This is a genomic window from Paenibacillus sp. JNU01 (assembly GCF_059130585.1).
Genome location: NZ_CP169723.1, coordinates 3,902,269 through 3,925,318, shown reverse-complemented (window position 1 = coordinate 3,925,318; position 23,050 = coordinate 3,902,269). Strand labels below are relative to the sequence as shown.

Annotated in this window: 20 protein-coding genes; 16 read left to right on the top strand and 4 right to left on the bottom strand. The window is 44.6% G+C overall.

Annotated elements, in window-relative coordinates; genetic code table 11:
- Positions 1-50 precede the first annotated feature (50 nt).
- Positions 51-677: a hypothetical protein gene (locus tag NLBNIHML_RS17005; protein WP_253442194.1), complete on the bottom strand. Its 627-nt coding sequence runs from the start codon at positions 675-677 to the stop codon at positions 51-53.
- A gap of 529 nt (positions 678-1,206) precedes the next feature.
- Between NLBNIHML_RS17005 and NLBNIHML_RS17000 the strand changes: the two genes are divergently transcribed.
- The 6 genes from NLBNIHML_RS17000 (at position 1,207) to NLBNIHML_RS16975 (ending at position 8,335) form a co-directional block, all read left to right on the top strand.
- Positions 1,207-3,888: an Ig-like domain-containing protein gene (locus tag NLBNIHML_RS17000; RefSeq protein ID WP_494352398.1), complete on the top strand. Its 2,682-nt coding sequence runs from the start codon at positions 1,207-1,209 to the stop codon at positions 3,886-3,888.
- A 222-nt stretch (positions 3,889-4,110) separates the two neighbouring features.
- Positions 4,111-6,234: a 5'-nucleotidase C-terminal domain-containing protein gene (locus NLBNIHML_RS16995; RefSeq protein WP_494352397.1), complete on the top strand. Its 2,124-nt coding sequence runs from the start codon at positions 4,111-4,113 to the stop codon at positions 6,232-6,234.
- A 223-nt stretch (positions 6,235-6,457) separates the two neighbouring features.
- Positions 6,458-6,589, top strand: coding sequence for a hypothetical protein (locus tag NLBNIHML_RS16990; protein ID WP_339258074.1), 132 nt, complete (start codon positions 6,458-6,460; stop codon positions 6,587-6,589).
- A 1-nt stretch (position 6,590) separates the two neighbouring features.
- Positions 6,591-7,136, top strand: coding sequence for a 50S ribosomal protein L25 (locus NLBNIHML_RS16985; protein ID WP_339238835.1), 546 nt, complete (start codon positions 6,591-6,593; stop codon positions 7,134-7,136).
- 123 nt (positions 7,137-7,259) lie between these two features.
- The gene (locus tag NLBNIHML_RS16980; RefSeq protein ID WP_342571486.1) at positions 7,260-7,877 is read left to right on the top strand and encodes a hypothetical protein; all 618 of its coding nucleotides are present in this window, start codon (positions 7,260-7,262) and stop codon (positions 7,875-7,877) included.
- A gap of 125 nt (positions 7,878-8,002) precedes the next feature.
- Complete coding sequence (locus tag NLBNIHML_RS16975; RefSeq protein ID WP_339238833.1) at positions 8,003-8,335, top strand: hypothetical protein; 333 nt, start codon at positions 8,003-8,005, stop codon at positions 8,333-8,335.
- Positions 8,336-8,442: 107 nt separating this feature from the next.
- Here the strand turns inward: NLBNIHML_RS16975 and NLBNIHML_RS16970 are convergent, their stop codons facing one another.
- A complete protein-coding gene (locus tag NLBNIHML_RS16970; RefSeq protein WP_342571484.1) occupies positions 8,443-9,165 on the bottom strand; it encodes a YheC/YheD family protein in 723 nt (240 codons plus the stop codon).
- A 278-nt stretch (positions 9,166-9,443) separates the two neighbouring features.
- On the opposite strand from NLBNIHML_RS16970, the gene NLBNIHML_RS16965 reads away from it, so the two are divergent.
- Positions 9,444-10,208: a leucine-rich repeat domain-containing protein gene (locus tag NLBNIHML_RS16965; RefSeq protein ID WP_494352396.1), complete on the top strand. Its 765-nt coding sequence runs from the start codon at positions 9,444-9,446 to the stop codon at positions 10,206-10,208.
- Between the two features lie 174 nt (positions 10,209-10,382).
- Here NLBNIHML_RS16965 and NLBNIHML_RS16960 read toward each other — a convergent pair whose 3' ends face one another.
- A complete protein-coding gene (locus tag NLBNIHML_RS16960) occupies positions 10,383-11,474 on the bottom strand; it encodes a GntR family transcriptional regulator (RefSeq protein ID WP_494354722.1) in 1,092 nt (363 codons plus the stop codon).
- Positions 11,475-11,913: 439 nt separating this feature from the next.
- Between NLBNIHML_RS16960 and NLBNIHML_RS16955 the strand changes: the two genes are divergently transcribed.
- From NLBNIHML_RS16955 to NLBNIHML_RS16935, 5 genes are all read left to right on the top strand, one after another.
- On the top strand, positions 11,914-13,539 hold the full coding sequence (locus NLBNIHML_RS16955) for a xylulokinase (RefSeq protein ID WP_494352395.1): 1,626 nt from the start codon (positions 11,914-11,916) through the stop codon (positions 13,537-13,539).
- 175 nt (positions 13,540-13,714) lie between these two features.
- Positions 13,715-14,410, top strand: coding sequence for an L-ribulose-5-phosphate 4-epimerase (locus NLBNIHML_RS16950; RefSeq protein ID WP_047840995.1), 696 nt, complete (start codon positions 13,715-13,717; stop codon positions 14,408-14,410).
- 269 nt (positions 14,411-14,679) lie between these two features.
- Positions 14,680-16,098, top strand: a complete 1,419-nt coding sequence (gene araA, locus NLBNIHML_RS16945) for an L-arabinose isomerase (protein ID WP_339238829.1) — start codon at positions 14,680-14,682, stop codon at positions 16,096-16,098.
- 166 nt (positions 16,099-16,264) lie between these two features.
- Positions 16,265-17,146 (top strand): AAC(3) family N-acetyltransferase, encoded by an 882-nt coding sequence (locus tag NLBNIHML_RS16940; RefSeq protein WP_494352394.1) that lies wholly within the window; start codon positions 16,265-16,267, stop codon positions 17,144-17,146.
- Positions 17,147-17,546: 400 nt separating this feature from the next.
- Positions 17,547-19,241: a histidine kinase N-terminal 7TM domain-containing diguanylate cyclase gene (locus NLBNIHML_RS16935; RefSeq protein WP_494352393.1), complete on the top strand. Its 1,695-nt coding sequence runs from the start codon at positions 17,547-17,549 to the stop codon at positions 19,239-19,241.
- A 75-nt stretch (positions 19,242-19,316) separates the two neighbouring features.
- On the opposite strand, the gene NLBNIHML_RS16930 is transcribed toward NLBNIHML_RS16935, so the two are convergent.
- Entirely contained in the window at positions 19,317-19,664 is a 348-nt protein-coding gene (locus NLBNIHML_RS16930; protein WP_494352392.1) for a helix-turn-helix domain-containing protein, read from the bottom strand.
- A gap of 164 nt (positions 19,665-19,828) precedes the next feature.
- Between NLBNIHML_RS16930 and NLBNIHML_RS16925 the strand changes: the two genes are divergently transcribed.
- The 4 genes from NLBNIHML_RS16925 (at position 19,829) to NLBNIHML_RS16910 (ending at position 23,038) form a co-directional block, all read left to right on the top strand.
- Positions 19,829-20,632: a DNA-binding protein gene (locus NLBNIHML_RS16925; protein WP_494352391.1), complete on the top strand. Its 804-nt coding sequence runs from the start codon at positions 19,829-19,831 to the stop codon at positions 20,630-20,632.
- Between the two features lie 186 nt (positions 20,633-20,818).
- A complete protein-coding gene (locus tag NLBNIHML_RS16920; RefSeq protein ID WP_494352390.1) occupies positions 20,819-21,955 on the top strand; it encodes a WXG100 family type VII secretion target in 1,137 nt (378 codons plus the stop codon).
- Between the two features lie 12 nt (positions 21,956-21,967).
- Positions 21,968-22,513: a hypothetical protein gene (locus NLBNIHML_RS16915; RefSeq protein ID WP_339238823.1), complete on the top strand. Its 546-nt coding sequence runs from the start codon at positions 21,968-21,970 to the stop codon at positions 22,511-22,513.
- Between the two features lie 120 nt (positions 22,514-22,633).
- Positions 22,634-23,038 (top strand): Imm7 family immunity protein, encoded by a 405-nt coding sequence (locus NLBNIHML_RS16910; RefSeq protein ID WP_339238822.1) that lies wholly within the window; start codon positions 22,634-22,636, stop codon positions 23,036-23,038.
- The last annotated feature ends 12 nt before the right edge of the window (positions 23,039-23,050 follow it).

Genomic DNA, 23,050 nt, shown 5'->3' with positions numbered 1-23,050 from the left:
AGTATGCGGCTCATTGTACTATAGTTATTCCGTGCCCATCCATTTACCTTTTAGCGACCGCCCGTATTCGAAGCCCAGACAGGAATCCAACTATTTGGATAATAGTCATTGGTCAGAGTTGTGTTATAGAGAACTAGATTACCATCACTTTGCATGACTAGTGTGTCACCTGTTGTGTTAGATGGTAAGCTGCCCCCATGATGACCTGGAATCCATGAGGTGGTGTTGGGAGACCAAGCAGCTACCTGTACAGAAGTATCAATCACCAAAACTTTATCCCATCCCCAACCAGTGTAATATTCGTATTTACCTGTAGCCGGGTTGAAACCATAACGATAACCATATTGGTACACATCTTGATATTTCATGCCATATTTATACATGACAGGTTTTCCGTATTGTGGTTCAAACTTGAACGAAAGAGCCCCACTGTTACTGGTACCGCTACTCCAAAGAGAAGAACCATTCTGATAGATGACAAAATTCCCGTCATTCTGCCAAATGGCTGAAAATCTGCCATCCTGCGAAGTGAGATAGTCTCCCTTAGCCATACTTTGGCCGATCGTGAGCTTATCTCCAAGATAGCCGGCAGAAGCGGTCGCTGGTACGGCAAATGCAAGAATCAACAAGCAAGCCAAAAAAACTCGAAAAGATTTGGGGAAAAATAAATGATTCATTGGACACACTCCTATATTCCTTAGAATGGTTGAGACTTCATACGTAATACCATAAACTCTTACAGATCATGCATATGGCGACGCAGTGTTCGGTTAGGAGTGGTGAAAGAGCAATCAACACATCCCCCAATGATAATTAAAGGGAAATCAGATATACAGCGCTCTCCGGTTCACCTCCTTTAATAGACAAAATTAGTGGCTTGAATGCACTATATGTAAATGGATGTGTTGCCTGGAGTGGAGGGGTTGAGAGCTCAATGGAAACTTGTTATTCAGCTGACTATGTAGGTGATTGCTTCAAATATATTACTTTTTATTCCATTATAGCAACTAAAAAGATAAAATACATTATTTTCTATGAAAATCTATCTATTCAATAGAGGAAGACATCTGCTTGGGAAATGATATATTTTTATTTGTGGGTATAGGAATTCGAACGTATGTGTCGAATTGATTAGATTAAATTTGAAGTATTTAAGAGGGAATTGATTTTATTGAGTAGTCCAGAGAGCGTTAAGAGGAGGAGCATATGTATTTAAGGAAGAAGATTGGAATTATTGTTCTGGTGGTATCCCTAATGGCAGGATTGTTGTGTCTCAAAGCAAAAGATAAGGTGTATGCTGCGGCTCCAACATCAACAATTTCGATGGAATATGCGCTGCTGGGAATTGGCAGCACCGCAAAGGTATTCTTTACGTTCTCAGAACCGGTACAAGGGTTGGACAATGGAGACTTAACGGTTCCGGAAAGCGGCACACTGACTGCACCGGTCTCTTCGGATGGAGGTTATACGTGGACGGCAACTCTCACACCTAAACCAGATATTACAGATGCGACCAACGTCATAACCCTGAACAACGAAGGTGTGATGAATCTAGACGGTATTGTAGGTGTGGGCACGTCCACTTCGAGTAATTATACTATTGATACATTAAGACCGACAGCAACCATTGTTGTAGCCGATACGGCTCTAACCGCTGGGAAGACATCACTGATCACCATCGCATTTTCCGAAACAGTGACCGGCTTTAACGTTGCCGACCTATTAGTAGAGAATGGTACGGTGAGAGGCCTTAGTTCCTCCGATGGAGGTATAACATGGACCGCGACATTAACGCCAGATATTGGTATCACCGATGCGACCAACATTATCACGCTTGATAATACCGGTATTCGTGATATTGCGGGCAATACGGGTACGGGGACAACGCCTTCGAATAATTATGAGATCTATACCGCCCGGCCAACGGCAACGATTGTCGTAGCCGAGACAACGTTGAATATTGGCAAGATGTCTGATGTGACCTTCACCTTCTCTGAAGCAGTGACCGGTTTTACGCTAGCCGACCTTGTGGTGACGAATGGAACTATTACCAATCTGGCTACGAATGACAAGATTACGTATACAGCAAAATTTACTCCTACCGCCGGCATCACTGCGGGAACGAACAAGATTACACTCCATAATACGGGTGTAGTGAATCAGGGCGGCATATCAGGTACAGGTACAACGGATTCCAATACCTTCGCCATTGATACGGTCAGACCGACAGCAACCATTAACGTCGCCGATATGATTCTGACTGCCGACAAGACATCAGAGGTCACCTTTACATTTTCGGAAGCAATTACAGGATTTACTAATGAGGACCTGACCGTTGCAAATGGTACGCTGAGTACTGTGCATACATCTGATGAGGGGATTACATGGACTGCGACATTGATACCAACTGTAGGAATTGATGATGGAACCAATGTCATCACGCTTGATAATTCGGGCATTAGCGATATGGCAGGCAACGCAGGCACAGGAACGACTACTTCGAATAATTACGCAGTCTATACCTCCCGACCAACGGCAACGATTGTTGTAGCTGATGGAACGCTGACTCTTGGCAAAACATCCTTGGTAACAATCACATTCTCTGAGGCAGTGTCAGGTTTTGATAACACAGATCTGACGATTGCAAGCGGTACACTGACTACTGTCCGTTCAACCGATGGGGGAGTGACGTGGACAGCAACGTTAACCCCGCATGCGAATGTGAACAAATCGGTCAATGTCATCACCCTTCAAAATACGGGAGTGTCCAATGGTGCAGGTAACGCAGGACAGGGAATAACGGAGTCGAATCCGTACTCTGTTTTTACTGTACAGCCAGTACAAACAACAAGTCCGAGCAGTCCTTCTTTACCAATCGCCCCGATAGACAATATAGTCAAATCAACAACAGGTAAAATAACCGTTCCGATTGGTAAGTCAGGGTTGGTTAGCCTGGGCAAAGAGATTGAAATCTCAATTCCAGCAGGGGCATCATCTCGTGAGCTGACTTTATCCATTGATAAAGTTTCCAATACGGAACCTTTGCTAACACATAAAGAAATTCTGGCCAGCCCGGTATTTGAACTTATGAAGAATTTTACGGAGAACTTCCTCATACCGATAAAACTGACGTCTACATTTGATTCAACAGGTCTTGAGCGTCATCATTCGGCAGCTGTTTTTTATTTTGATGAAGTGAACAAGACATGGGAGAAAGTAGATGGAGGTATTATTCAAGGGAATCAAATCACAGTCGAGGTCAATCACTTCACGAAGTATGCTGTCCTTGTTGTTGATCAAACTAGTGGAAAGCCCATCTTGAATACTCCAGTTGAACCGGCGACGGGATTGGACTTTAGCGACATCTCGGGACATTGGGCTGAAGCAAGAATTCAACAAGCGTTAAGCAGCGGTATAATCACCGGATATCCCGATGGAACGTTTAGTCCGGGGAAGAACGTTACACGTGCTGAGTTCTCAGTCATGCTGATGAACGCGTTGAATTCACAAAAAGCTGGGGCAGAACTGGTATTCTCAGATACAACGGAAATCGGATCTTGGGCCAAATGGGCAGTCTCGCAAGCAGTGCAGGAGGGCATTCTTAGCGGTTATCCCGACGACACGTTCCGGCCGAATGCCAATATCACACGTGTCGAGATGGCCATGATGGTTGCGAATGCGCTTAAGGTACCCACTACAGGCAATGCTGCAACATTTTTTTCAGATGATAAATCTATTCCTGTGTGGGCAAAAACCTCTGTGGCCGCGCTGAAGGAACTTGGCCTTGTCGAAGGAATGGGAAACAATAATTTCATACCTAAATCACCAACCACTAGAGCAGAGGCCGTTGTTCTATTAATGAACATGTTAGAGCATAAAGAATTATAGTTAACCGAGCAATATCTCGATCTCTATTTTTTATGAGCCGTTATATGAAGGTAATAAGGGCACCCTGCGGGGTGCCTTTATGTTTAGCCAGTAGTAAACACACCTCTTCTCTATCATTCTCCCAAATATTTTTACAACCATTTGATATTTTCTATGACTTTTCTGAATTGAACTATGGTAAAATATCTCAGGATCGATAATTGGAGAGGGGTTATGTAATTCATGTCTTGGAAAAACGTTCTGGGCAAAAGCACAATTCGTATCGCTACTACTGCACTATTACTCACACAACTACTGGGGGCAGCAGGTTCAGTCTCTGCCGCAGGCAATGATGTAGAAGTACACTTGATTGGAATCAATGATTTTCACGGTCAGTTAGATACCACATCGATCGTTGGTGATAAAAAGGCAGGATCGGCTCCAATTCTAGCAACCTACCTGAAAGAAGCTCAAGCCAAATATGAAAACTCCCTACTCTTCCATAATGGAGATTCTGTTGGTGCATCGGCTCCGGTCTCATCTATGGATCGCGACGAGCCTACCATGGAATGGATGAATATGATGGGATTTGATGTAGGGTCTCTGGGGAATCATGAATTTGACCAAGGTGTTGCTGCTTTGAAGGCACAGATCTTTGGTGGCCTGGATCCAAAAGAAGGTAAGGTAACACATGCTGGTGCAAAATTTGATTACGTTAATGCAAACGTCATTGAAACCGCTACCGGAAAAACACTGATCAAGCCTTATGTAATCAAAGAAGTAGGCGGAGTCAAAATTGGATTCATCGGACTAGTGACCAAATCAACACCTGGCAAAGTATCCCCATCGGGTACAGCTGGTGTGCGTTTCTTAAGTCCGGAAGAAGAAGTTGAAGCCGTTAATAAATATGCAAAAGAATTGCAAGATCAAGGTGTAGAAACGATCATCGTGTTGGCACATGATCCAGCAACCACCAAAGAAGGCGTAACGACTGGAGAAGCAGCTGATCTGGCAAAAGCTTTACCAGCAGATTCCCCTGTTGACGTGATCGTTGCAGGTGACAATCATGCTTTGGCTAACGGTGAAGTGAACGGAAAGCTGATCGTTCAAGCGTATTCTTATGGTACGGCTTTTGAAGATATCAAGCTGATGATTGATCCTGCGACGGGGGATGTAACTGAAAAATCAGCTACGGTTACTACGACTCTCCAAGAGGGTGTAAAAGAAGACCCTGAAACATTGGCAATTATCAAGAAATCATTGGACAAGCACCCTGAACTGACGAAGCCAGTGGGCACAACAGATGGTTCTGTTTTGCGTACAGATGCCTACAATAATGAAGCGCCTCTAGGCAACCTGATTGCAGATGCAATGCGTGATGCTGACTTTGGGGATAAAGCAAGCGCTGCTGACTTCGCATTTATGAATCCAGGTGGTATTCGTGCCGATCTGCCAAAAGGCGATGTAACCTTTGCTGATCTTGCGAAAATTCAACCATTCGGTAATACATTAGTGAAACTGGAGCTGACTGGCGAACAGGTTAAAACCTTGTTGCAACAGCAATGGGGTACCAATGCTGACGGCACACCAAACACCAAGACACTACAAATCTCGGGTTTGAAATACGCTGCAGATTTCAACAAGCCTGTTGCAGAGCGCATTACGGGTCTTAGTCTGGAAGACGGCACAGCCATTGATCCTGCAAAAACATATACGGCTGTCGTTAACAACTTCATGGCTGCAGGCGGAGACAACTATAAAGTGCTGATGGATGCCAAATCATCCTTGGCAGGTCCGATCGATCTGGATGTATTCTACGATTACATTGTCAAAACATTTAAAGGCGGTAACATTGAAGCCAAAAATGAAGGACGTATCACTAACGTTGCTGCATCTACTGAGCCAACAGAAACACCTGCGACTACAGAAGTCATTTCTCGTGCTGAATTTGTAAGTGCGCTGGTGGATATGTTGAAATTAAATGAAGTAACTACAGCACCTGCATTCAAGGATGTAGCGGCTGATGCGACCTATGCAGATGCGATTGCTGAAGCTACGCATGCTGGATTCATCCAGGGCTACGGTGGAAACTTCTATCCTGATCGGGATATCACACGCGAGGAAGCTGCTACAATTCTTGCTAAATTGGTAAAAGGTCAAGCGACCGATAAAGAGACTGCCACGATTATTGCTAGTTTCGAAGATGGTAAGTCCGTGTCTACCTATGCAATGAAACCTATGGTAAAACTGATTAATAAAGGTATTCTTGGTGGAACAGATCAAAAATCACTTCAACCAAAACAAGGCCTTACTACTAATGATGCTAAAGCATTAATTGAAAAAACAGTTGCAGCTAAAGCTTCATAATGTAGAACTTATTTAAACCTTATAATCAAAGGGGTTCTTCCTGGTAAAGGAAGAGCCCCTTTTCCTTTTTCCCTATGGCGTCGGGATGAGGTAGACGATACTCTATCATATACTTCAGGTTGATCGACAAAAAAGTGTTTCTATGATAGGGTTGAGGCATCCCAAAGGCATTCTACTCCTCCGAGTAGAGTGCCTTCATGTATATCATGGGAGCTTACATTAAATGTATTTTAAAATCAAATGGATGGTATTTGGAGGTGGTGATGCTATGTTTCTCTCTTTAGCCCCAACAGGGGATGGTTGGATGTGTATGAAAAATGTAAAAATATCATTTAATAAAGAGGAGCGAACATAGCATGACTACTACTTTTCAAGCGGAAAAACGCATTCCATTAAATTCTTCCCGACTTAGGGATCTACGTAAATCCGGGCGTTTGCCAGGCATTGTTTTTGGCAGAAATACGGAGAATGAGATGGTTCATATTCCAACAATAGATTTTCAAAAATGGTTGAAGCAAGGGGCAACTGGTTTTATTGAGTTGCAGTTTGAAGGTAAAGACTCAGTGACCGTATTATTGGAAGACCTCCAACGTGACTCGGTTACACGAGATTTGATTCATGTGGATTTTCAACAGGTGCAGACCCATGAGATCATGCGCACTAAAATTCCTGTCAAGTTCAACGGCACACCGATTGGCACAAAACAGGGCGGAGTTGTGCAAGTTCAATTAGCTTCTATTGAAGTGGAGGCATTGCCGAGACACTTGCCAACGTCGATTGAATTTGACATTAGCACGATGGAGCTTGGAGAAACACTACATGTCAGTGATGCAACGTTTGCACCAGATGTGACGGTGATCTCTGAGGGAAATGAGTCTCTTCTCTCTGTAGTTAAACCTTAAAAATCCCAAATTCGCAGAGCCGAACAACTCGAAATTAGCCGTACGGATAATAATCTGTACGGCTAATTTGTGCATCACTATAATGGAAATAAGATACATATATAGGACGGTGAGCGAAAAGAAATGGACAAATTAAAGAATGGTGGATTCTATAAACTGAAGTTTTTCATCACTCCTGAAGAGTTGAAAGGTCTATTACAGATTTTCGAGCAGAGACAGGTGCAATTCCGTCATACCAACGCTGCCCGGACAGAGCATGATTATAGTCAGGTGTATGAGGCGTATCAGACGTTCTATCAGTATTATGTGGCAGGAGAACAGAGAAATGATGTTCGTCCCTTCTTTATATATTCCATTTCTGTTGCGTCCGATCAGGAAAGTTCAGGATTTTTTGTGAGAAATGAAGGTGTTTCTTTCCCATATCACGCACAATGGGCAGAGGATGAACTGCCGTACATCATGCTTTCATTTCCGAAAGGCGTTCAGGTTAATTTGGAAGACGAAAAAGGAAAATACTATATATATGAGGATATCCGGGATCATATGCCGCTGACCTATGCGTTTTTCGATGAGATTAGAGACTCTATCCAAAGAATAACAAAGCCGCTTCGCTTCTCGGCACAGGACACAGATGCGATGAAGGTGCAGAAGCCCTCTGTACGTATAAGCCATGATGCGATGCATGATTTGAGCCAATCGTGGATATTCAGTAAATATGGACTTGTGATCCAGGGCAAATAGTCAAGCGAAAATTCCCCTCTTAACCATCGGACAAACACACTTTTTCAACCTTGTCCACTTCTATCCCTGACCAAATCTCAATCTATTGCATTTACTAAACTATCAAATTAAAGGAGGTTTTGAGAATGGGAAATAGAAGAGTACGGAGTTATCCCCTGGTTCGAATATACAATTCCACATCATTTAATGCTTCAGGAAAAGTAGAGTATGCATCTCTCTTTTGCAGCGATGACAACTATGTTGTACAGCGTGATGAGACTTGGCAGGCTTCTTCACGTGGGGTGTGCTTGGTGACAAGAATTACGGCAACGGTTAGAACACCGAGTGGCAACATCGAAGCTGAACCATATACGTCCTCGGGCACGTCTTACAGCCAGTTTGCCATCATACAGGTAGGACCAAACCGTTTCCAGGTTACACGTGTAGTAAGTACACCGAGACGAGGTTGCCGGAAATAAGAATTCAGGATATGAACGTAATCTGAGCAGTAGCTCCCATTCAACCCAAAGCAACGACTCGCCCAGTCTACTAAGGGCGAGTCGTTTCCTTATCATGAAGTGGCAAATCAATGCTTCTGATACCATAATATGCGGCGATACATGGAGGAATCTTTCAAGCGCCGAAAAGGGCGCAAGTCGGGTTGATAATTCCCTTCAATAATCCAAATCCGAGCTTTCTGATCGATTCCAATGTCAAAGCCGACTTGTCTAAGATCAGGGTTGTGTTCTGCCAATTGTTTGGCAGCGAGGAGTGCAGTTCGTTCTGCCTGGACCAGCAAAGTCCGGCCTCCGACACCTGCAAGTTGCAGTGCCTTGAGCGCAGGCAAGGTACGGCTGGTCACATTCGTGACTAGATATCCTCGCGATGCGACCTTGGCATAAGCGCCAGTTACTTTCCACTTCGAGGGCGCTTCCCTTTTGCGTTGAACCATGATCCGAAGATCAAACGGTTTGTTGCGAATTCGGGCCAATTGCAGGCGTTGCTGGACAATGTAGGTGCGATCTTTATAGGATTTGTCGAGCCATTCGAGCAGCTGATCTGTATTCAACAGGGTAATGGTATGATTCTCATTCTGAATTCGATAGGTATTAGAACGCTGACGTTTAATGAACACGATATCCCTTCCATAGCTTCCATTGCAAGGTTTCAGAACCAAGCTTGGGTAGTGTTGCAGCATATGTGTTAACGATTCCTTCTCAAGAAGCTGTGTCTCGGGTAACCGCTCGGCAAGTAAGGGCACACTGTGGAGTGTGCGATACTGCAGCCATTTGTCTCGTTGAAATAACATCGAAATCACTGCCTTTTTAAGGGTCTATACTTATTCTAATGTATATAAATCATCCATATAAGCTGTCATTCGTCTAAATTGGAGCGGAAAGTCAGTGCATACTTTACAACTTTCATGAAGATTCAACGTAAAAATAACCCGTTCCGGGGATCAGATCGTTCTTACACGTACTTGAGATCCTAGGTTTTGGAATCCTGCCCGGGATAAAGGCAGTATCCATTCATTTCATCCCAGATCATGGTATATTTCTAGTATTAAATAATGTAGGGAGATTCTATATGCATAATCAATTCATCAAAAGGTTTATCGTTTTATGTATGGTTTTTGTGCTATTACCAACAACGAGTGCGCTGGCTTCGTCGTCGCTTATTAAGGACCCAGTCCTGGCCAAAGTTATTCGAGCAGATTTGAAGCTATCGGCTAAGAAGGAAATAAAGGCCGGCGATTTGAAGAAATTAAAATCCATATATGCTATGGAAACGAAAAGCAAGATTTCTAACCTGCAAGGTCTTGAACATGCCGTTAATATGAAAGAGCTATTCTTGCCTGGCCAAAATATAAAAAATATCAAACCTCTCAACAAGTTAAAGAAATTAACGTTCTTAGCGGTTGAGGGCAATCAGATTACAGATATCTCGCCACTATCAGGTCTGACCAATCTGCAAAATCTGGTTATGGATGATAATAAAATCAAAAGCCTGGCTCCATTAAAAAATATGCCTAAACTGAGAAGTCTACTTGCCAGCGGTAATCAGGTGACCGATCTGAGTCCTCTTCAGAAATTAAAGCTGGAATGGGTCATTATGAATGATAATAAAATTCAGGATCTGACACCTTTAAAAAATCATCCGACCTTGGAGTATCTATATGTAGAAGATAACCTCATTAAGGATATTGCAGTGCTCGATACCATCCCGCATCTGACAGAGGTGTATCTGGCGAACAATCCGTTAAATGATCGGGCTGAGCAGGTAGTAGAGAAACTGGAGAAGAAAGGCGTCGTTGTAAGTTTGGTAAGCGATGATACGGATCGAGCCAAGTAAGTGGTGTCTGTTTCGGCTAAAGCAGATTAAATTATTTATATCGGAAAAGGTTAATCCCTCATTATATGGAACAAGAACAAAGAAGGCCGCAGATCATTCTGACGGCCTTCTTTCGGTATGTTGGACAGGAACGCTCGGTAATAACTTTCTCGCTTTTCCGTTTGCCCACCAATATTACTCCACTTCGATCTCCTTCACCGTCTCCCCCTCAACCAGCACCGGCTGATAGTAGGTGTTCGTTCGCAGATCCTTTTTGCCTTGCAGATTCTTGATTACCCAGTCGGCAGCATCACGGCCCATCTGCTCTTGCGGATGAGTTAGTGTGGTGAGCCGGATGTTGGCGTTCTTGGCGATATACGAATTGTCCTGTCCAATGATGGATAACTCATCCGGGATCGAGATACCTAGTTGCCTACAGGCGTGCACAACTTCAAGTCCTACTTCATCGTTGTAACAGACGATTGCGGTCAGCGAATCCCTGTTTTCGTCCAGATACGCTGCCACATTAGAGGATAACTCCGGTTTCGATGCGGTATCAAAGGAAAGCACTTGATCAGGATGGAACCGTAACTTGGCTTCACCAAGTGCCTTGATATACCCCTTCATCCTATACTTACCTTGCAAATCATCCATTTTCGCAATAATGCCGATCTGGGTATGGCCTTTGGCGATCAATTCACGTGTGGCGAGATAACTGGATTGCACGTCATCTAGACAGAAGAAAGGGACCTCCAGCTCTTCATAAAAGGCATTAATCATCGTAAACGGTACATCCTGCTCCTTGAATGACAGGTAGTATGCAATATTGGGATTATACAGATTACTTTTGGTCGGTTCGACGATCAGGCCATCCACACCGTAGGAGAGCATCATTTCGAGTGCTTTTTTCTCTTGTGACACATCATTATTGGTGCTGGCGAGCAGTAGCGAGTAGTTGTCCTCATTCAGACGACTCTCAATACCGCGGATAATGGAAGGAAAGATGTAATCCGAGATGTATGTTGTGATTACGCCAATGGTTTTCTTTGACGTATTACCGCCTGATCGTGATCGATACTGATTGCTAACGTAGGTTCCTGAACCCTTTTCGCTTCGTAAAAATCCTTCATTCGATAACTCCAAAATGGCTTTCCGCACCGTCTGACGACTTACATTGTAGCTTTCCTGTAATGCCAACTCGGTTGGAATCTGTTCGCCTATGCTATATGCCCCCGAGAGGATATGACTCTTTATATCATCAATGATGACCTGGTATTTTGGCTTCACGTAGTCCACTTCTTTCATCGTTACTCATCTATATCAACGTTGTTGTTCAAATAGTTGTACGTACATATTTTAGCATGATTCACTTTGAATGCATATAAAACAGCATATTTTTCGAAATAAACCATACATATCCGGCCTTTTTGCAAAGAGGTGTACCTTACAGCATAGCCACTTTATAGCTGTATAAGACCTTTGAATGGTCAGTTAGAGTACAATATGTGTCCTTTGTAAGTATAACTATTATATATTATTGACAAATGTACGTACAAAAAATATACTAAGGCTGTCAGAAAAGGAAAGCGCATTCTTTGAAAACACAGATTTTTGAACAACCTCTTATACAAAATTCATGAGTAGTTACTGCATAAGTAGAAGCTTCACCTTATATATGCATCCTTAGGGATGTGAAATCACAACCGGAGAGGGGATACACGTGATTATGAGTCAATTGGACTTGAAAGAAGCCATTACTAATGGCGCTACTTCGCTCGGAATTGAATTTGGATCCACGCGGATTAAGGCGGTGTTGATTGACGAGCGTTTTGAGACCATCGCGTCAGGCAGTTATGAATGGGAGAACCTTCTGAAAGACGGATATTGGACGTACAACCAGGAAGATATCATCACAGGTCTGCAGACGGCTTATCGTGAGATGAAGCAAGATGTGGAACAGAAATATGGAATTACGCTGCGAACGGTCGGTTCGATCGGGTTCTCGGCCATGATGCACGGATATGTGGCATTGGATAGCGCGGGCGAACTGCTGGTACCTTTCCGCACCTGGCGTAACGCAACGACGGGAGCAGCTGCTAGGGAGCTGACGGAACTTCTGCAATTCAATATTCCTGAACGCTGGAGCATTGCCCACTTGTACCAAGCCATCTTAAACGAAGAGGTACACGTACCTCAGATCGATCATCTGACTACTTTGGCTGGGTACATCCATTGGTTGCTGACAGGCAATAAGGCGATTGGCATCGGCGATGCTTCAGGCATTTTCCCAATTGACGAGGCTACACATAATTACCACCCATCCATGATCCAACAGTTCGATGAACGGATCGCAGGCAAAGGTTATCCGTGGAAGGTCGAGGACCTGCTTCCGAAGGTATATCTCGCTGGTGAGAATGCAGGTGCATTGACAGAAGCGGGAGCCAAGTTGCTTGACCCTTCGCAAGATCTGCAAGCAGGCATTCTGCTCTGCCCGCCAGAGGGCGATGCCGGAACGGGTATGGTGGCAACGAATAGCGTGAAGAAACGCACGGGGAACATCTCGGTCGGCACCTCGGTATTTGCCATGATCGTACTGGAGAAGGAACTATCCAAAGTGTATCCGGAGATCGATATGGTCACCACGCCGGATGGCAGTCCAGTAGGGATGGTACATGCCAACAACTGTTCCAGTGATATCAACGCCTGGGTGGGACTGTTCCGTGAGTTTTCTCAAGCGATGGGATACGAAGTGGATAACGGCAAGTTGTTCAGCGTGTTGTTTAACAAAGCCTTGGAGGCAGACCCAGATGGTGGTGGCTTGCTCAGCTACGGTTACTACTCCGGTGAGAACATTACGGGACTTGAGAAAGGCCGTCCATTATTCGTCCGCTCGCCGGAAAGCAACTTCAATCTGGCGAACTTCATGCGGACACATCTGTTCAGTGCATTCGGTGCACTCAAGCTAGGTATGGACATTTTGACAGAGGAAGAGAATGTAGCCATTGATAGTATTTTGGCTCACGGTGGTCTGTTCAAGACCCCTGTCGTCGGACAACGGATTGTAGCTGCTGCGATGAACGTACCGGTCTCGGTAATGTCTACCGCTGGTGAAGGCGGCGCATGGGGCATGGCACTTCTGGCTTCGTACATGATTAACAAGGATCAAGAGGAGAGCCTGGATGTGTTCCTGGAGCAGAAGGTCTTCAACGATGTTGAGGGAGTCGAAGTGGCGCCAGATGCATCGGATGTGAAAGGGTTTGAAGCATTTATCGAACGCTACCGGAATGGGCTCGCGATTGAGCAATCAGCTGTAGATCATCTGGTAGAGGTTGTTCAAAAAGACCGCTTTTGATTACGAAGGATGCCTAGTGGCATCATCAACGTCGAATATGGAATTCAGCCGAAATGTCCGTTGCTCACGTAGCTCAATCTACGCTCCGCTACTCCATTTCTAGCTTCATCCCATCTTCTCGGTACTGAAAACCGACTTTTTGAACACGAACTATTAGAGAACGGGAGGGAATAACATGTTAGAACAACTGAAAGAAGAGGTATTCCAGGCGAATCTGGAACTGCCCAAGCATGGACTTGTAAAATTCACTTGGGGTAACGTTAGCGCAATCGATCGGGAAAGCGGTCTGTTCGTCATTAAACCAAGTGGCGTTAGCTACGATGTGATGAAAGCAAGCGACATGGTTGTGGTTGATCTGGACGGTAACGTGGTGGAGGGTGAGATGAGACCTTCCTCGGACACTGCAACACATGCCGTACTATATAAGCATTACTCGGAGATTGGTGGCATTGTGCATACACACTCCACGTGGGCGACCATCTGGGCGCAAGCTGGACTTGATGTTCCTGTAATGGGAACCACACATGCGGACACGTTCTATGGAGCGGTGCCTTGTGCACGTTTCCTGAACCAGGACGAGGTGGATCGCGGATACGAAGCGGAGACAGGACGTGTCATTATTGAAACGTTCGAACAACGTGGAATTGATGTGATGGCGGTTCCGGCAGTGTTGCTCCATGGTCACGCACCATTTACGTGGGGGAAAGATGCCAAGTCAGCGGTGGTGAACAGCGTTGTACTGGAGGAAGTGTGCAAAATGAATCTGTACGCGCGGCAGTTGAATAACTTCGCGAAGGAACTGCCGCAAGGCATCCTGGATAAACACTATCTGCGCAAACACGGCAAAGACGCGTATTACGGACAGAAGTAGTCGGTTATAAGTGACTGGAAGCATGCTCTGGCTTCCAAGAGGTTTAGTTGTGCGAATGACTTGTTCAACTATACTTTTTACACAATAACGGAGAAGACAGAAGAAAGCTGGAGAAGCGGAGCGTTCACCTTTATCCCCGGATTTTCCCTTTAGAAAAGGGAATCAAAAAATCTGGGGATAACAGTGATCGGAAGATTATTCTGGCTTCGCAGTGTTCTAGTGTAAACCCATATTGTTCAACTATAAAATAATGAAATGAGGATGATGATATGTCAGCAGCAAAAGAATTCTGGTTTGTCGTCGGTTCACAGCACTTGTACGGAGAAGAAGCGCTGGGCGAAGTAAAAGCTAACGCACAGAAAATTACGGATGCCCTTAATGCCAGCGGCGTACTGCCGTACCCGCTTGTATTGCAGGATCTGGCGGTAACCGCAGATAAAATCACGAGCATCATGAAAGAAGTCAACTATCGCGACGAAGTAGCAGGTGTCATCACATGGATGCATACCTTCTCCCCGGCGAAAATGTGGATTCGTGGTACAAAATTGCTGCAAAAACCTTTGCTGCACTTGGCGACTCAATTCAACGAAAGCATTCCGTGGGCAACCATCGATATGGATTTCATGAACTTGAACCAAGCGGCACATGGTGACCGCGAATATGGCTTTATTAATGCTCGTTTGAAAAAACAAAACAAAATCGTTGTTGGCTACTGGGAGCGCCCGGAAGTGCAACAACAGGTTGCAGACTGGATGGACGTAGCGGTTGCCTTTAACGAAGGTTTCAACCTCAAAGTCGCTCGCTTCGGAGATAACATGCGCAACGTTGGCGTGACCGAAGGCGATAAAGTGGAAGCACAGATCCAATTCGGATGGACGGTTGATTACTTCGGCATTGGCGACCTCGTGCAATACGTGAACGCCGTAACGGAGCAGGAAATCGATGATCTGATTGCTCAGTATAAAGACCTCTATGAATTCGATTATGGTACGAACAGCAAGGAAGCTTGGGAAGCCAGTGTACGTGTGCAAGCAAGCTATGAGATTGCGATCAAACGTTTCCTGGACGAAGGTGGTTACAGTGCCTTCACGACGAACTTCGAAGATCTGCATGGCATGAAACAACTTCCGGGTCTGGCTGTGCAACGCCTGATGGCGCAAGGGTATGGATTTGCCGGTGAGGGTGACTGGAAAACAGCTGCACTGGATCGTTTGCTGAAAATCATGGCCCATAACGAGAACACGGGCTTCATGGAAGATTACACCTACGAGATGGCTGCTGGACAGGAAGCAATCCTGCAATCCCACATGCTTGAAGTAGATCCGACACTGGCTAGCACGAAACCAAGAATTATCGTGTCCCCACTGGGCATTGGCGATCGCGAAGATCCGGCGCGTCTTGTATTCGACGGCAAAGCAGGCGAAGGGGTCGTGGTATCCATGGCAGACTTCGGTACCCACTACAAACTGCTGATCAATGAAGTATCTGCATTCGAGCCTACCGTCCCAGCACCTAACCTGCCGGTAGCGCGTGTATTGTGGAGCGTGAAGCCGAACTTCCAGGATGGCGTTAGAGCATGGATCGAAAATGGTGGAGGTCACCATACGGTTGTATCCTTGAACCTGACGACAGATCAGATCGTGACATATGCGAAGCTGGTGAATCTGGAGTACGTTATTATTAAGTAAAAGTGGATTGGCAGCTACTGCCCTGAACGTATACAATTTTTTCTCTGTGGCCGGGGGTTAACCCTCGGCCCTTTGTTTGTTATGCTGAGAAGCATGATAATGAGCTGAGCATGGGTTTAATTTTCCATCGAAAAGGGATAAAAAATGAAGGAGGTAAGGAAAGGATATGTACACAAAAGAAAGCTTGATGCAGCAACTGGAGCAGCTTGGTTTGGATCGCCAAGGTACGTTGCTTATGCACTCTTCAATGAAGAGTTTGGGCGAGGTTGAAGGTGGAGCAGATACGGTGTTGGATGCCGTTAGCGATTACATGGAAGACGGATTGTTGGTGCTTCCCACTCATACGTGGTCTACCATTAATGCGGATAACCCAATGTTCCACGTGGAAAATTCTGTATGTTGCGTAGGCATTCTGCCTGAGCTTTTCCGTAAACGTCCGGGCGTGGTTCGTTCGTGGCATCCTACGCACTCGGTAGCGGCACTCGGAAGAGATGCAGAGGTGTTTACGAAGGATGATCATCTCTTCGATACACCGTGTGCGAGAGGTTCAGCATGGGGGAAACTGCTGGATCGGAAAGCGACAATCTTGTTAGTGGGCGTTGACTTGAAGCGGAATACATTTATCCATGGGGTCGAAGAGTGGGTGGACATCCCTGGCAGAATGACGGACGAGCATGAGATGCTTTATACGGTTTTACCGGATGGAAGCCAGATTTCAGTACCGTCCCGCAGACATAGTGGGTTGCCATGGTCGGAGCATTTCTGGAAAGTAGACGATGTGCTGGTTCGCGAAGGCGCGATGCGTAAAGGACAACTTGGGGATGCCGTTGTTAGAGTGTGCGATGCGGTTAAGACGTCAGAGGTAATTACGGAGTTGCTGAAGGAAAATCCAGACTTATTCTCAGACAATGAACCCTTTTATTCCCCTAAATATGAAGCTGATCTGGTCGGAATGAGTCATGAAGCATATCTCAGAAACGAGGCACGTTATAAGCAACAATTGGAGCTGTTGATCGCTGAGAAGCAGATCGTTGAAGGCGAACGTTGACTGATCATGAACAAGCCATAGCCAAGATACGGGAAGAGTAGATGTTCCTGATCAGAAGGTGAAGTACTACTGCCGGAGAGATGAACTCCGCTAAAGATATGGGTCATTTGAATCAAACCAATTGCTGGCCGGCCGCTCGTTTGGATATGGGCGGTTTTTTTTGTGGAACAGTCAGATTCCTTCACAAAAACGCAAAATAGATCAGGATTTCGATCAGAGGTTGGTCAGACTTCCAGTGTATGGGCTACTCACCCTTATGGCGGTGTGATAAGATATGGTTAAATTAACCAATGTTTGACGTAGCGGTATTGTATAGGTGTTTATTGAAGTTTTATATAGGTATCACATAGAATTATGAGCAATCACGTTGTCATTGTAGCATCTAAGAAGGAGAAGATTCGTGAACCCATTAGTATGGTATGATCTCTTTTTATTCGTCCTATTGTTCGGTGTAGGTGTATATGTGTTTGCTACGGTTAGAATTACGAACTTACATAAGGTATACTTTTTGTTTCACGGGTTGATGATGCTCTGGCCTTTCTGTCAATTTGCCAGTACGCTCACGGATGATTCCGGCTTACAGTTGTTCTATGTTACGTTGTCTTTCGTTGCAGTCTCTCTGCTTGGGAGCGGGTGGCTTCTACTGACGATCTTTATTACCGGTTACGCGGAACGTTTGAGTGCAAAAGGAACCTTTATGCTATTTGTCCCTGCGGTAATCGGGGCTATAGGTGTGGTCGCCAACCCATGGAACGAATTCGTCATTCCACTGGAGGGCGGGTACATCGAGCGTGCTTACGGCCCTTGGTTCTGGGTTGTGATGGTTATTCTGGTGAGCTATTTCTTGACGTCTCTCGTCGTTCTGTTCCGGGCGGTGTATTCATCGCAGACGTCTGCCATGATCAAAAAACAGGTGCGGATCACCCTATGGGGCATCTTGGTCTTGGCTGTGTTTGCAACGATTGATGCGATTCTGAATGTCGTTCTAGCCCGCTGGTTGCCCATTATTCCTGGCATGACTTCGCTGGGGATCTTTCTGTCGGACCTGTTCTTCGTCTATGTGATCAAAAGATACAATGTGTTCGATCTGGTCTCCATCGCGCATGAGGACGTGATCAATACGATTCCATATGGCATCCTGGTACTGGATGAGAATGAAGTCATAGTTGAAGCGAACAAAGCCTCACGATCCTTTATGGATCTGCATGTGGGGGATTCTTTTGATATGGAGGTATTTCTGGAGTCTGTTCAAGTTGTGGGCAGCTGTCGGGAGTTCGTGAATCATTATAAGAAAAAAGAAAATACCCTCTCTCATATTGAAGTGATCGTGGAGCGGGGTAACAACATTCGGCACTATATTCTGCAATCGTCTCCGATTGTGGATTCGGCGCTTGTGCCGATCGGTCATATTCTTACGTTCCAGGATGTCTCGCAGGAGCGTTTCTATGTGAAAGAGATGAATCGTCAGAACGAGACGCTTCAGGAGCGTAATCAGGCGCTGGACTTGATCCGTCAGGAGTTATCCGAGGCCAATCGCAAACTGGAGGAACTCGCGCTGACGGACAGTTTAACCAACTGTTACAACCGTCGTTATCTGACGCAACACCTGAATCATGAGGTCATTACCAATATTCAATACAAAACACCATTTTCACTCCTGCTGCTCGATATCGACTACTTCAAAGCGATCAATGATCGCTATGGACATGTCATCGGTGATGAAGTGCTCGTCCACACGGCAGAGGCGGTCAAACAATCCATTCGCAGCACCGATATTCTGACGCGTTATGGCGGAGAAGAGTTCATGATCTACCTTCCGCACACGGAGCATGACTTGGCGAACCAAATCGCGGAGCGCGTGAGATTAGCTGTGGAGTCCAACCACATTACGGTGGATCACGAGATTATGCAGGTATCCATTACGATTAGTATTGGAATTCTGTCTTTTGAGGACTTTGAAGTGGAGCATGTACCGGACAATCCGGAGGGGTATTTGACGCAGCTATTTGCTGCGGTGGATAAGGCGTTGTATCAGGCGAAGCAGAATGGGCGGAACAGAGTGGAGTTTGCGGAGTTTGAGCGGGAAGTTATTTGAAAAGAGAGATAAGAGAAGAGTGGAGACGTACTCCACTCTTTTTGGTGTTAGCGTATGATTTTGATGTAGAGATATTTATTCGGAATTTTTATGTGATTTGTCGATAGCATATAAAACTTCTTTGCTAATTTTGGTCAATGATATGATTGTATCTGTACTTTTGCCGCTTATTAAAGTTATATGTTCATCCAAGGCTCTTTTGTACTCAGAGTCTTCTTTGAATTTAAAGATTTCTTCAGCAGTGACCTGCAATCCATTCATTATTTTCTCAAGAGTCTCCAAAGAAATGTTACGATCTCCCCGTTCAACTCCACCAATATAGCTGTAATGAAGACCTGCTGCTTCAGCTAGTTGTTCCTGAGTCCAGCCTTTTGCCTTCCTTAACTCACGTATTCGATTTCCTACGTCCTCTGGTAAACTCATTTGATCACCTCCACTTAAGGTTAGAAGAGGTTATAGAATCCTTACAGACTAATATGTACAAACTGTTCTCTTGAATAAAAGTACTTATAAGTACAGTTTATATTGATCTTCTTTTGATTTATCTATACAATTATAAGAAAATCGATAATTAAGGAGGATTATCTTTGCGGAAATCTATCCTAAAATCACTCAAACCGGACATCATTGTTGAGATGTTGGACATGGCTGTGGCTTTTGAAAATTGGAACAAGGTGATGGAGAGGGCGGACATGTTATATCAATGTGTGCAGTCCATCCATGAAGAGCGGCAGGAGTATCAATTAAAGGGAATGCCTGTACCACATATACACATTGAGCGGCCCTTGGTCTACTATTATGGGTTCAGTCACCTAATGCGGGGTATGGCTCACCAGAAGATGGGACAGGTAGATCAGGCGAGGGCATGTATCGATCAATATGCAGAACTGGGATCAACGGAGGATCTGGATGAGGTAGGCATGCAGGTGGTGCAGGAGTTCAGGCATAAGGCACAGGTGAATCGGTATGCTCTTGAGATTGAAGCCGGGCAGGTGGAACTGTTGGAGGAGTTTGTGAACTTTTTGCTTGAGCATCCGGAGGAATGGTTGGTGGGTCTGAAAGTCATTACGGAAGCAACAGTGCGGCATAGGTGGCAGATTGATCGGCTTTTACATGTGTTCGAGGATCAGATACAGGGCAATGGCAGAGAAATGGATTCTTCAAACAACGACGATATGTATCATTACTGTTATCAGCGGGCTTTGTACGAACAATGGATGGGAAGACCGCAGGAGGCCGTGGAGTTTATTTTGCAGGCCATTCGGTTAGCGGATAAGCTTGGGTTGGATCGGTATTTTATAAGGTGCACGGCATTGTTGGAATCATTGCGGGAAGAAGCGACAGCGGAGCAGATTGGGCGGTATCGGGTGATTTTGGAGGAAATGAAGTAGGAGAGGTACTTACTGAAAGTGGTAGGATATTCCTTAAAATGGGTATATGCATATAGGACCATAGCACCGATGAGGAGCACAGATTGTGTTTTTACCATGGTGAAATCAGGATGTTAGCCGGATAGTTTACATATTACACTTCTGCTAACATAGGATAATCCTATTTCGAATGAGCGGAGAAACGTTATGAGTACAATCAAAGTTACCCCTGAACAACTACATCACGTATCGAATCAGGTGGATCAAGCCAGACAACAGTTGGAGAGTATACGAAGTGATCTGACGAGACAGATCATGTTCGTTCAGGCGATGTGGATGGGTGCGACGCAGGAGCGATTTTACTATGAGTTCGAGCAGTCACGACCTATACTGGATAAAGCGTTGGAGAGTATGGTCAATACATCGAAGGAATTGAAGGATATCGCCACGCGATTCCAAGATGCAGATGCTCAGAAGGGAAGTCTGGGTGGTGCGTTTGGAGCAGTCGGTGCCGCAGCTATGATGACCAAATCAACAGGTGATTCCGGTTCGGGTGACAAGGGCTATCGGATGGCGTATAACGCGATGCTTGGTAAAATGATGCCTGTGAACGAGAAAGGTGTTACGGATCAGGCTGCCCTTCAGGCTTATGAGAGGGATCAGGGACATCTGGACTTTAATCGCATGCAAGCAGTGAACGTTGAACCGCCTGGGGAAGATATTTTTGCGTTACAGATCAAGGCGTTTGAGATGGGGATTCATCCTACTACAGGAGAGCCTGTATCGGATAAGTATGCTCAGATGATGGTGGCCTCCCTGAAGTTTAGTCAGATATTCATGGCGATTCAGATGGTTCGTGGGAGTATGCCAGGTGGTAAAGGTCCGTTTCGATTGCCTGCTTCTAATCCTGCTGTGGTGAAGATTAAGCAGCATATTGAGGCTGCTAAGGCTAAGAATGGGAGTATAGAAAAAAATGTACTAGAGGGAACTTCAAAAGCCACAGTGCAGAGATCTCAGTTAAGCCAAAATCTGATTGACCATGTTATTAATAGGCATTCTGTTAATAGTACGAAGCAACAACTTCCATATCTCCAAAAGAAAATGTCCGATGAACAAATCAATGAAATGCTAAGTAGAAAGTCTTTCTTTAATAAAGAGTGGTCTGATAGTAAAATAACTGATGCGTCTACCGAGGCCGTTAATCAGTTGAAACAACAGGGAATAAAGGATGGATTGCATACTGTTACTGTATTTGATGAACAGATTAAAGTTTTCATTAGAAATGATAATGTTGATTCTGTTTATGGTACACATATATATAAAATTAGAGATTTAATAGATTAGGGGGGTTCAAATATGTTCACTATTTCATTTAAAGCAATTGATAACTTTGATGAAATCAAACAAATGTCTGCAAAGCAGTTTGATCTAACGAAACAAGATATCGAGGGAATTATTGAATTGGACTTTAACGGAAGTAAGTACGGTATGTTCTTTGACGATTGCCCATTTGGTAATGAAAGACTTATTAGATGGTTTGTGGACTTACTGACTATAGTCCAGAAGATTAGAATACATCAATATGTTGCTTATCGAATTCCTGATAGTGCTAATTTGTGGCTGGAGTTTAAACGGCAGGGAGTGGAACTACAAGTTAGTTTAGTAGAAGATATTGATCGGGAAGTTATTCTGGACTTATTTATTACTGAACCAAATGAGGAATTTAGATACTCAAATTGGAATGGTGTTAATGTAAGTTCGGCATCCTTTACAGAAGAAATTATGAAAAGTGCACATCAGTTTCTGGATTTTGTTACTGAATTGAATCCTGACATACTGCAGAGTACGAGTATTCAAATACTTCAGGAAAAGTTAAACGATGTAAAGCGATTGACTTCATAGAGAACGACTTTACTGAAAAATGTTAAAATCGATCATGCTCCATTCCACGCGACTAACAGAAGATAAATAGTTTTGAAGCACTGTCTACATAGTTTACGGATAAAGGAGCTGTGAAAGGTAATGTACGAATATCATGGCTGGGCAACTATTAGAGAGTGTGCGTCGCTTGAAGAAGATGAGTATAAATATGGTTTAGTTATTCAACATCTGCGGGAATATGTAAAGGAGCTAAATTGGCCTACAGGTGTTTTGGACTTGAGAGCAGTTAATGGTGACTTTCAACTATGGATAGCGGGCCTAGATAATCACAAACCTTTATCAAAGTATGATCCCGCCGAAGTAATGAAAAAGATAGGTGAGATAGCTCAAGGTTCTTATGGAGTCCTTTATGTAAGAGATAGTGATGATGCGGAATCCTCCAATCAGTTTAAGGTCTACACACTAATTCGAGGTAAAGTAACAGAGAATGATGATCCGTTTCTTTCCCCATTCATACCAACACTAGAGGATGATTATGAAGGATAATCTGTACAAATA

Excerpts from the sequence above, each read along its gene's own strand:
- NLBNIHML_RS17005 (WP_253442194.1), bottom strand. The coding sequence starts at position 677 with ATGAATCATTTATTTTTCCCCAAATCTTTTCGAGTTTTTTTGGCTTGC.
- NLBNIHML_RS17000 (WP_494352398.1), top strand. The coding sequence starts at position 1,207 with ATGTATTTAAGGAAGAAGATTGGAATTATTGTTCTGGTGGTATCCCTA.
- NLBNIHML_RS16995 (WP_494352397.1), top strand. The coding sequence starts at position 4,111 with ATGTCTTGGAAAAACGTTCTGGGCAAAAGCACAATTCGTATCGCTACT.
- NLBNIHML_RS16990 (WP_339258074.1), top strand. The coding sequence starts at position 6,458 with ATGTATTTTAAAATCAAATGGATGGTATTTGGAGGTGGTGATGCTATG.
- NLBNIHML_RS16985 (WP_339238835.1), top strand. The coding sequence starts at position 6,591 with ATGACTACTACTTTTCAAGCGGAAAAACGCATTCCATTAAATTCTTCC.
- NLBNIHML_RS16980 (WP_342571486.1), top strand. The coding sequence starts at position 7,260 with ATGGACAAATTAAAGAATGGTGGATTCTATAAACTGAAGTTTTTCATC.
- NLBNIHML_RS16975 (WP_339238833.1), top strand. The coding sequence starts at position 8,003 with ATGGGAAATAGAAGAGTACGGAGTTATCCCCTGGTTCGAATATACAAT.
- NLBNIHML_RS16970 (WP_342571484.1), bottom strand. The coding sequence starts at position 9,165 with ATGTTATTTCAACGAGACAAATGGCTGCAGTATCGCACACTCCACAGT.
- NLBNIHML_RS16965 (WP_494352396.1), top strand. The coding sequence starts at position 9,444 with ATGCATAATCAATTCATCAAAAGGTTTATCGTTTTATGTATGGTTTTT.
- NLBNIHML_RS16955 (WP_494352395.1), top strand. The coding sequence starts at position 11,914 with ATGAGTCAATTGGACTTGAAAGAAGCCATTACTAATGGCGCTACTTCG.
- NLBNIHML_RS16950 (WP_047840995.1), top strand. The coding sequence starts at position 13,715 with ATGTTAGAACAACTGAAAGAAGAGGTATTCCAGGCGAATCTGGAACTG.
- araA (WP_339238829.1), top strand. The coding sequence starts at position 14,680 with ATGTCAGCAGCAAAAGAATTCTGGTTTGTCGTCGGTTCACAGCACTTG.
- NLBNIHML_RS16940 (WP_494352394.1), top strand. The coding sequence starts at position 16,265 with ATGTACACAAAAGAAAGCTTGATGCAGCAACTGGAGCAGCTTGGTTTG.
- NLBNIHML_RS16930 (WP_494352392.1), bottom strand. The coding sequence starts at position 19,664 with ATGAGTTTACCAGAGGACGTAGGAAATCGAATACGTGAGTTAAGGAAG.
- NLBNIHML_RS16920 (WP_494352390.1), top strand. The coding sequence starts at position 20,819 with ATGAGTACAATCAAAGTTACCCCTGAACAACTACATCACGTATCGAAT.
- NLBNIHML_RS16915 (WP_339238823.1), top strand. The coding sequence starts at position 21,968 with ATGTTCACTATTTCATTTAAAGCAATTGATAACTTTGATGAAATCAAA.
- NLBNIHML_RS16910 (WP_339238822.1), top strand. The coding sequence starts at position 22,634 with ATGTACGAATATCATGGCTGGGCAACTATTAGAGAGTGTGCGTCGCTT.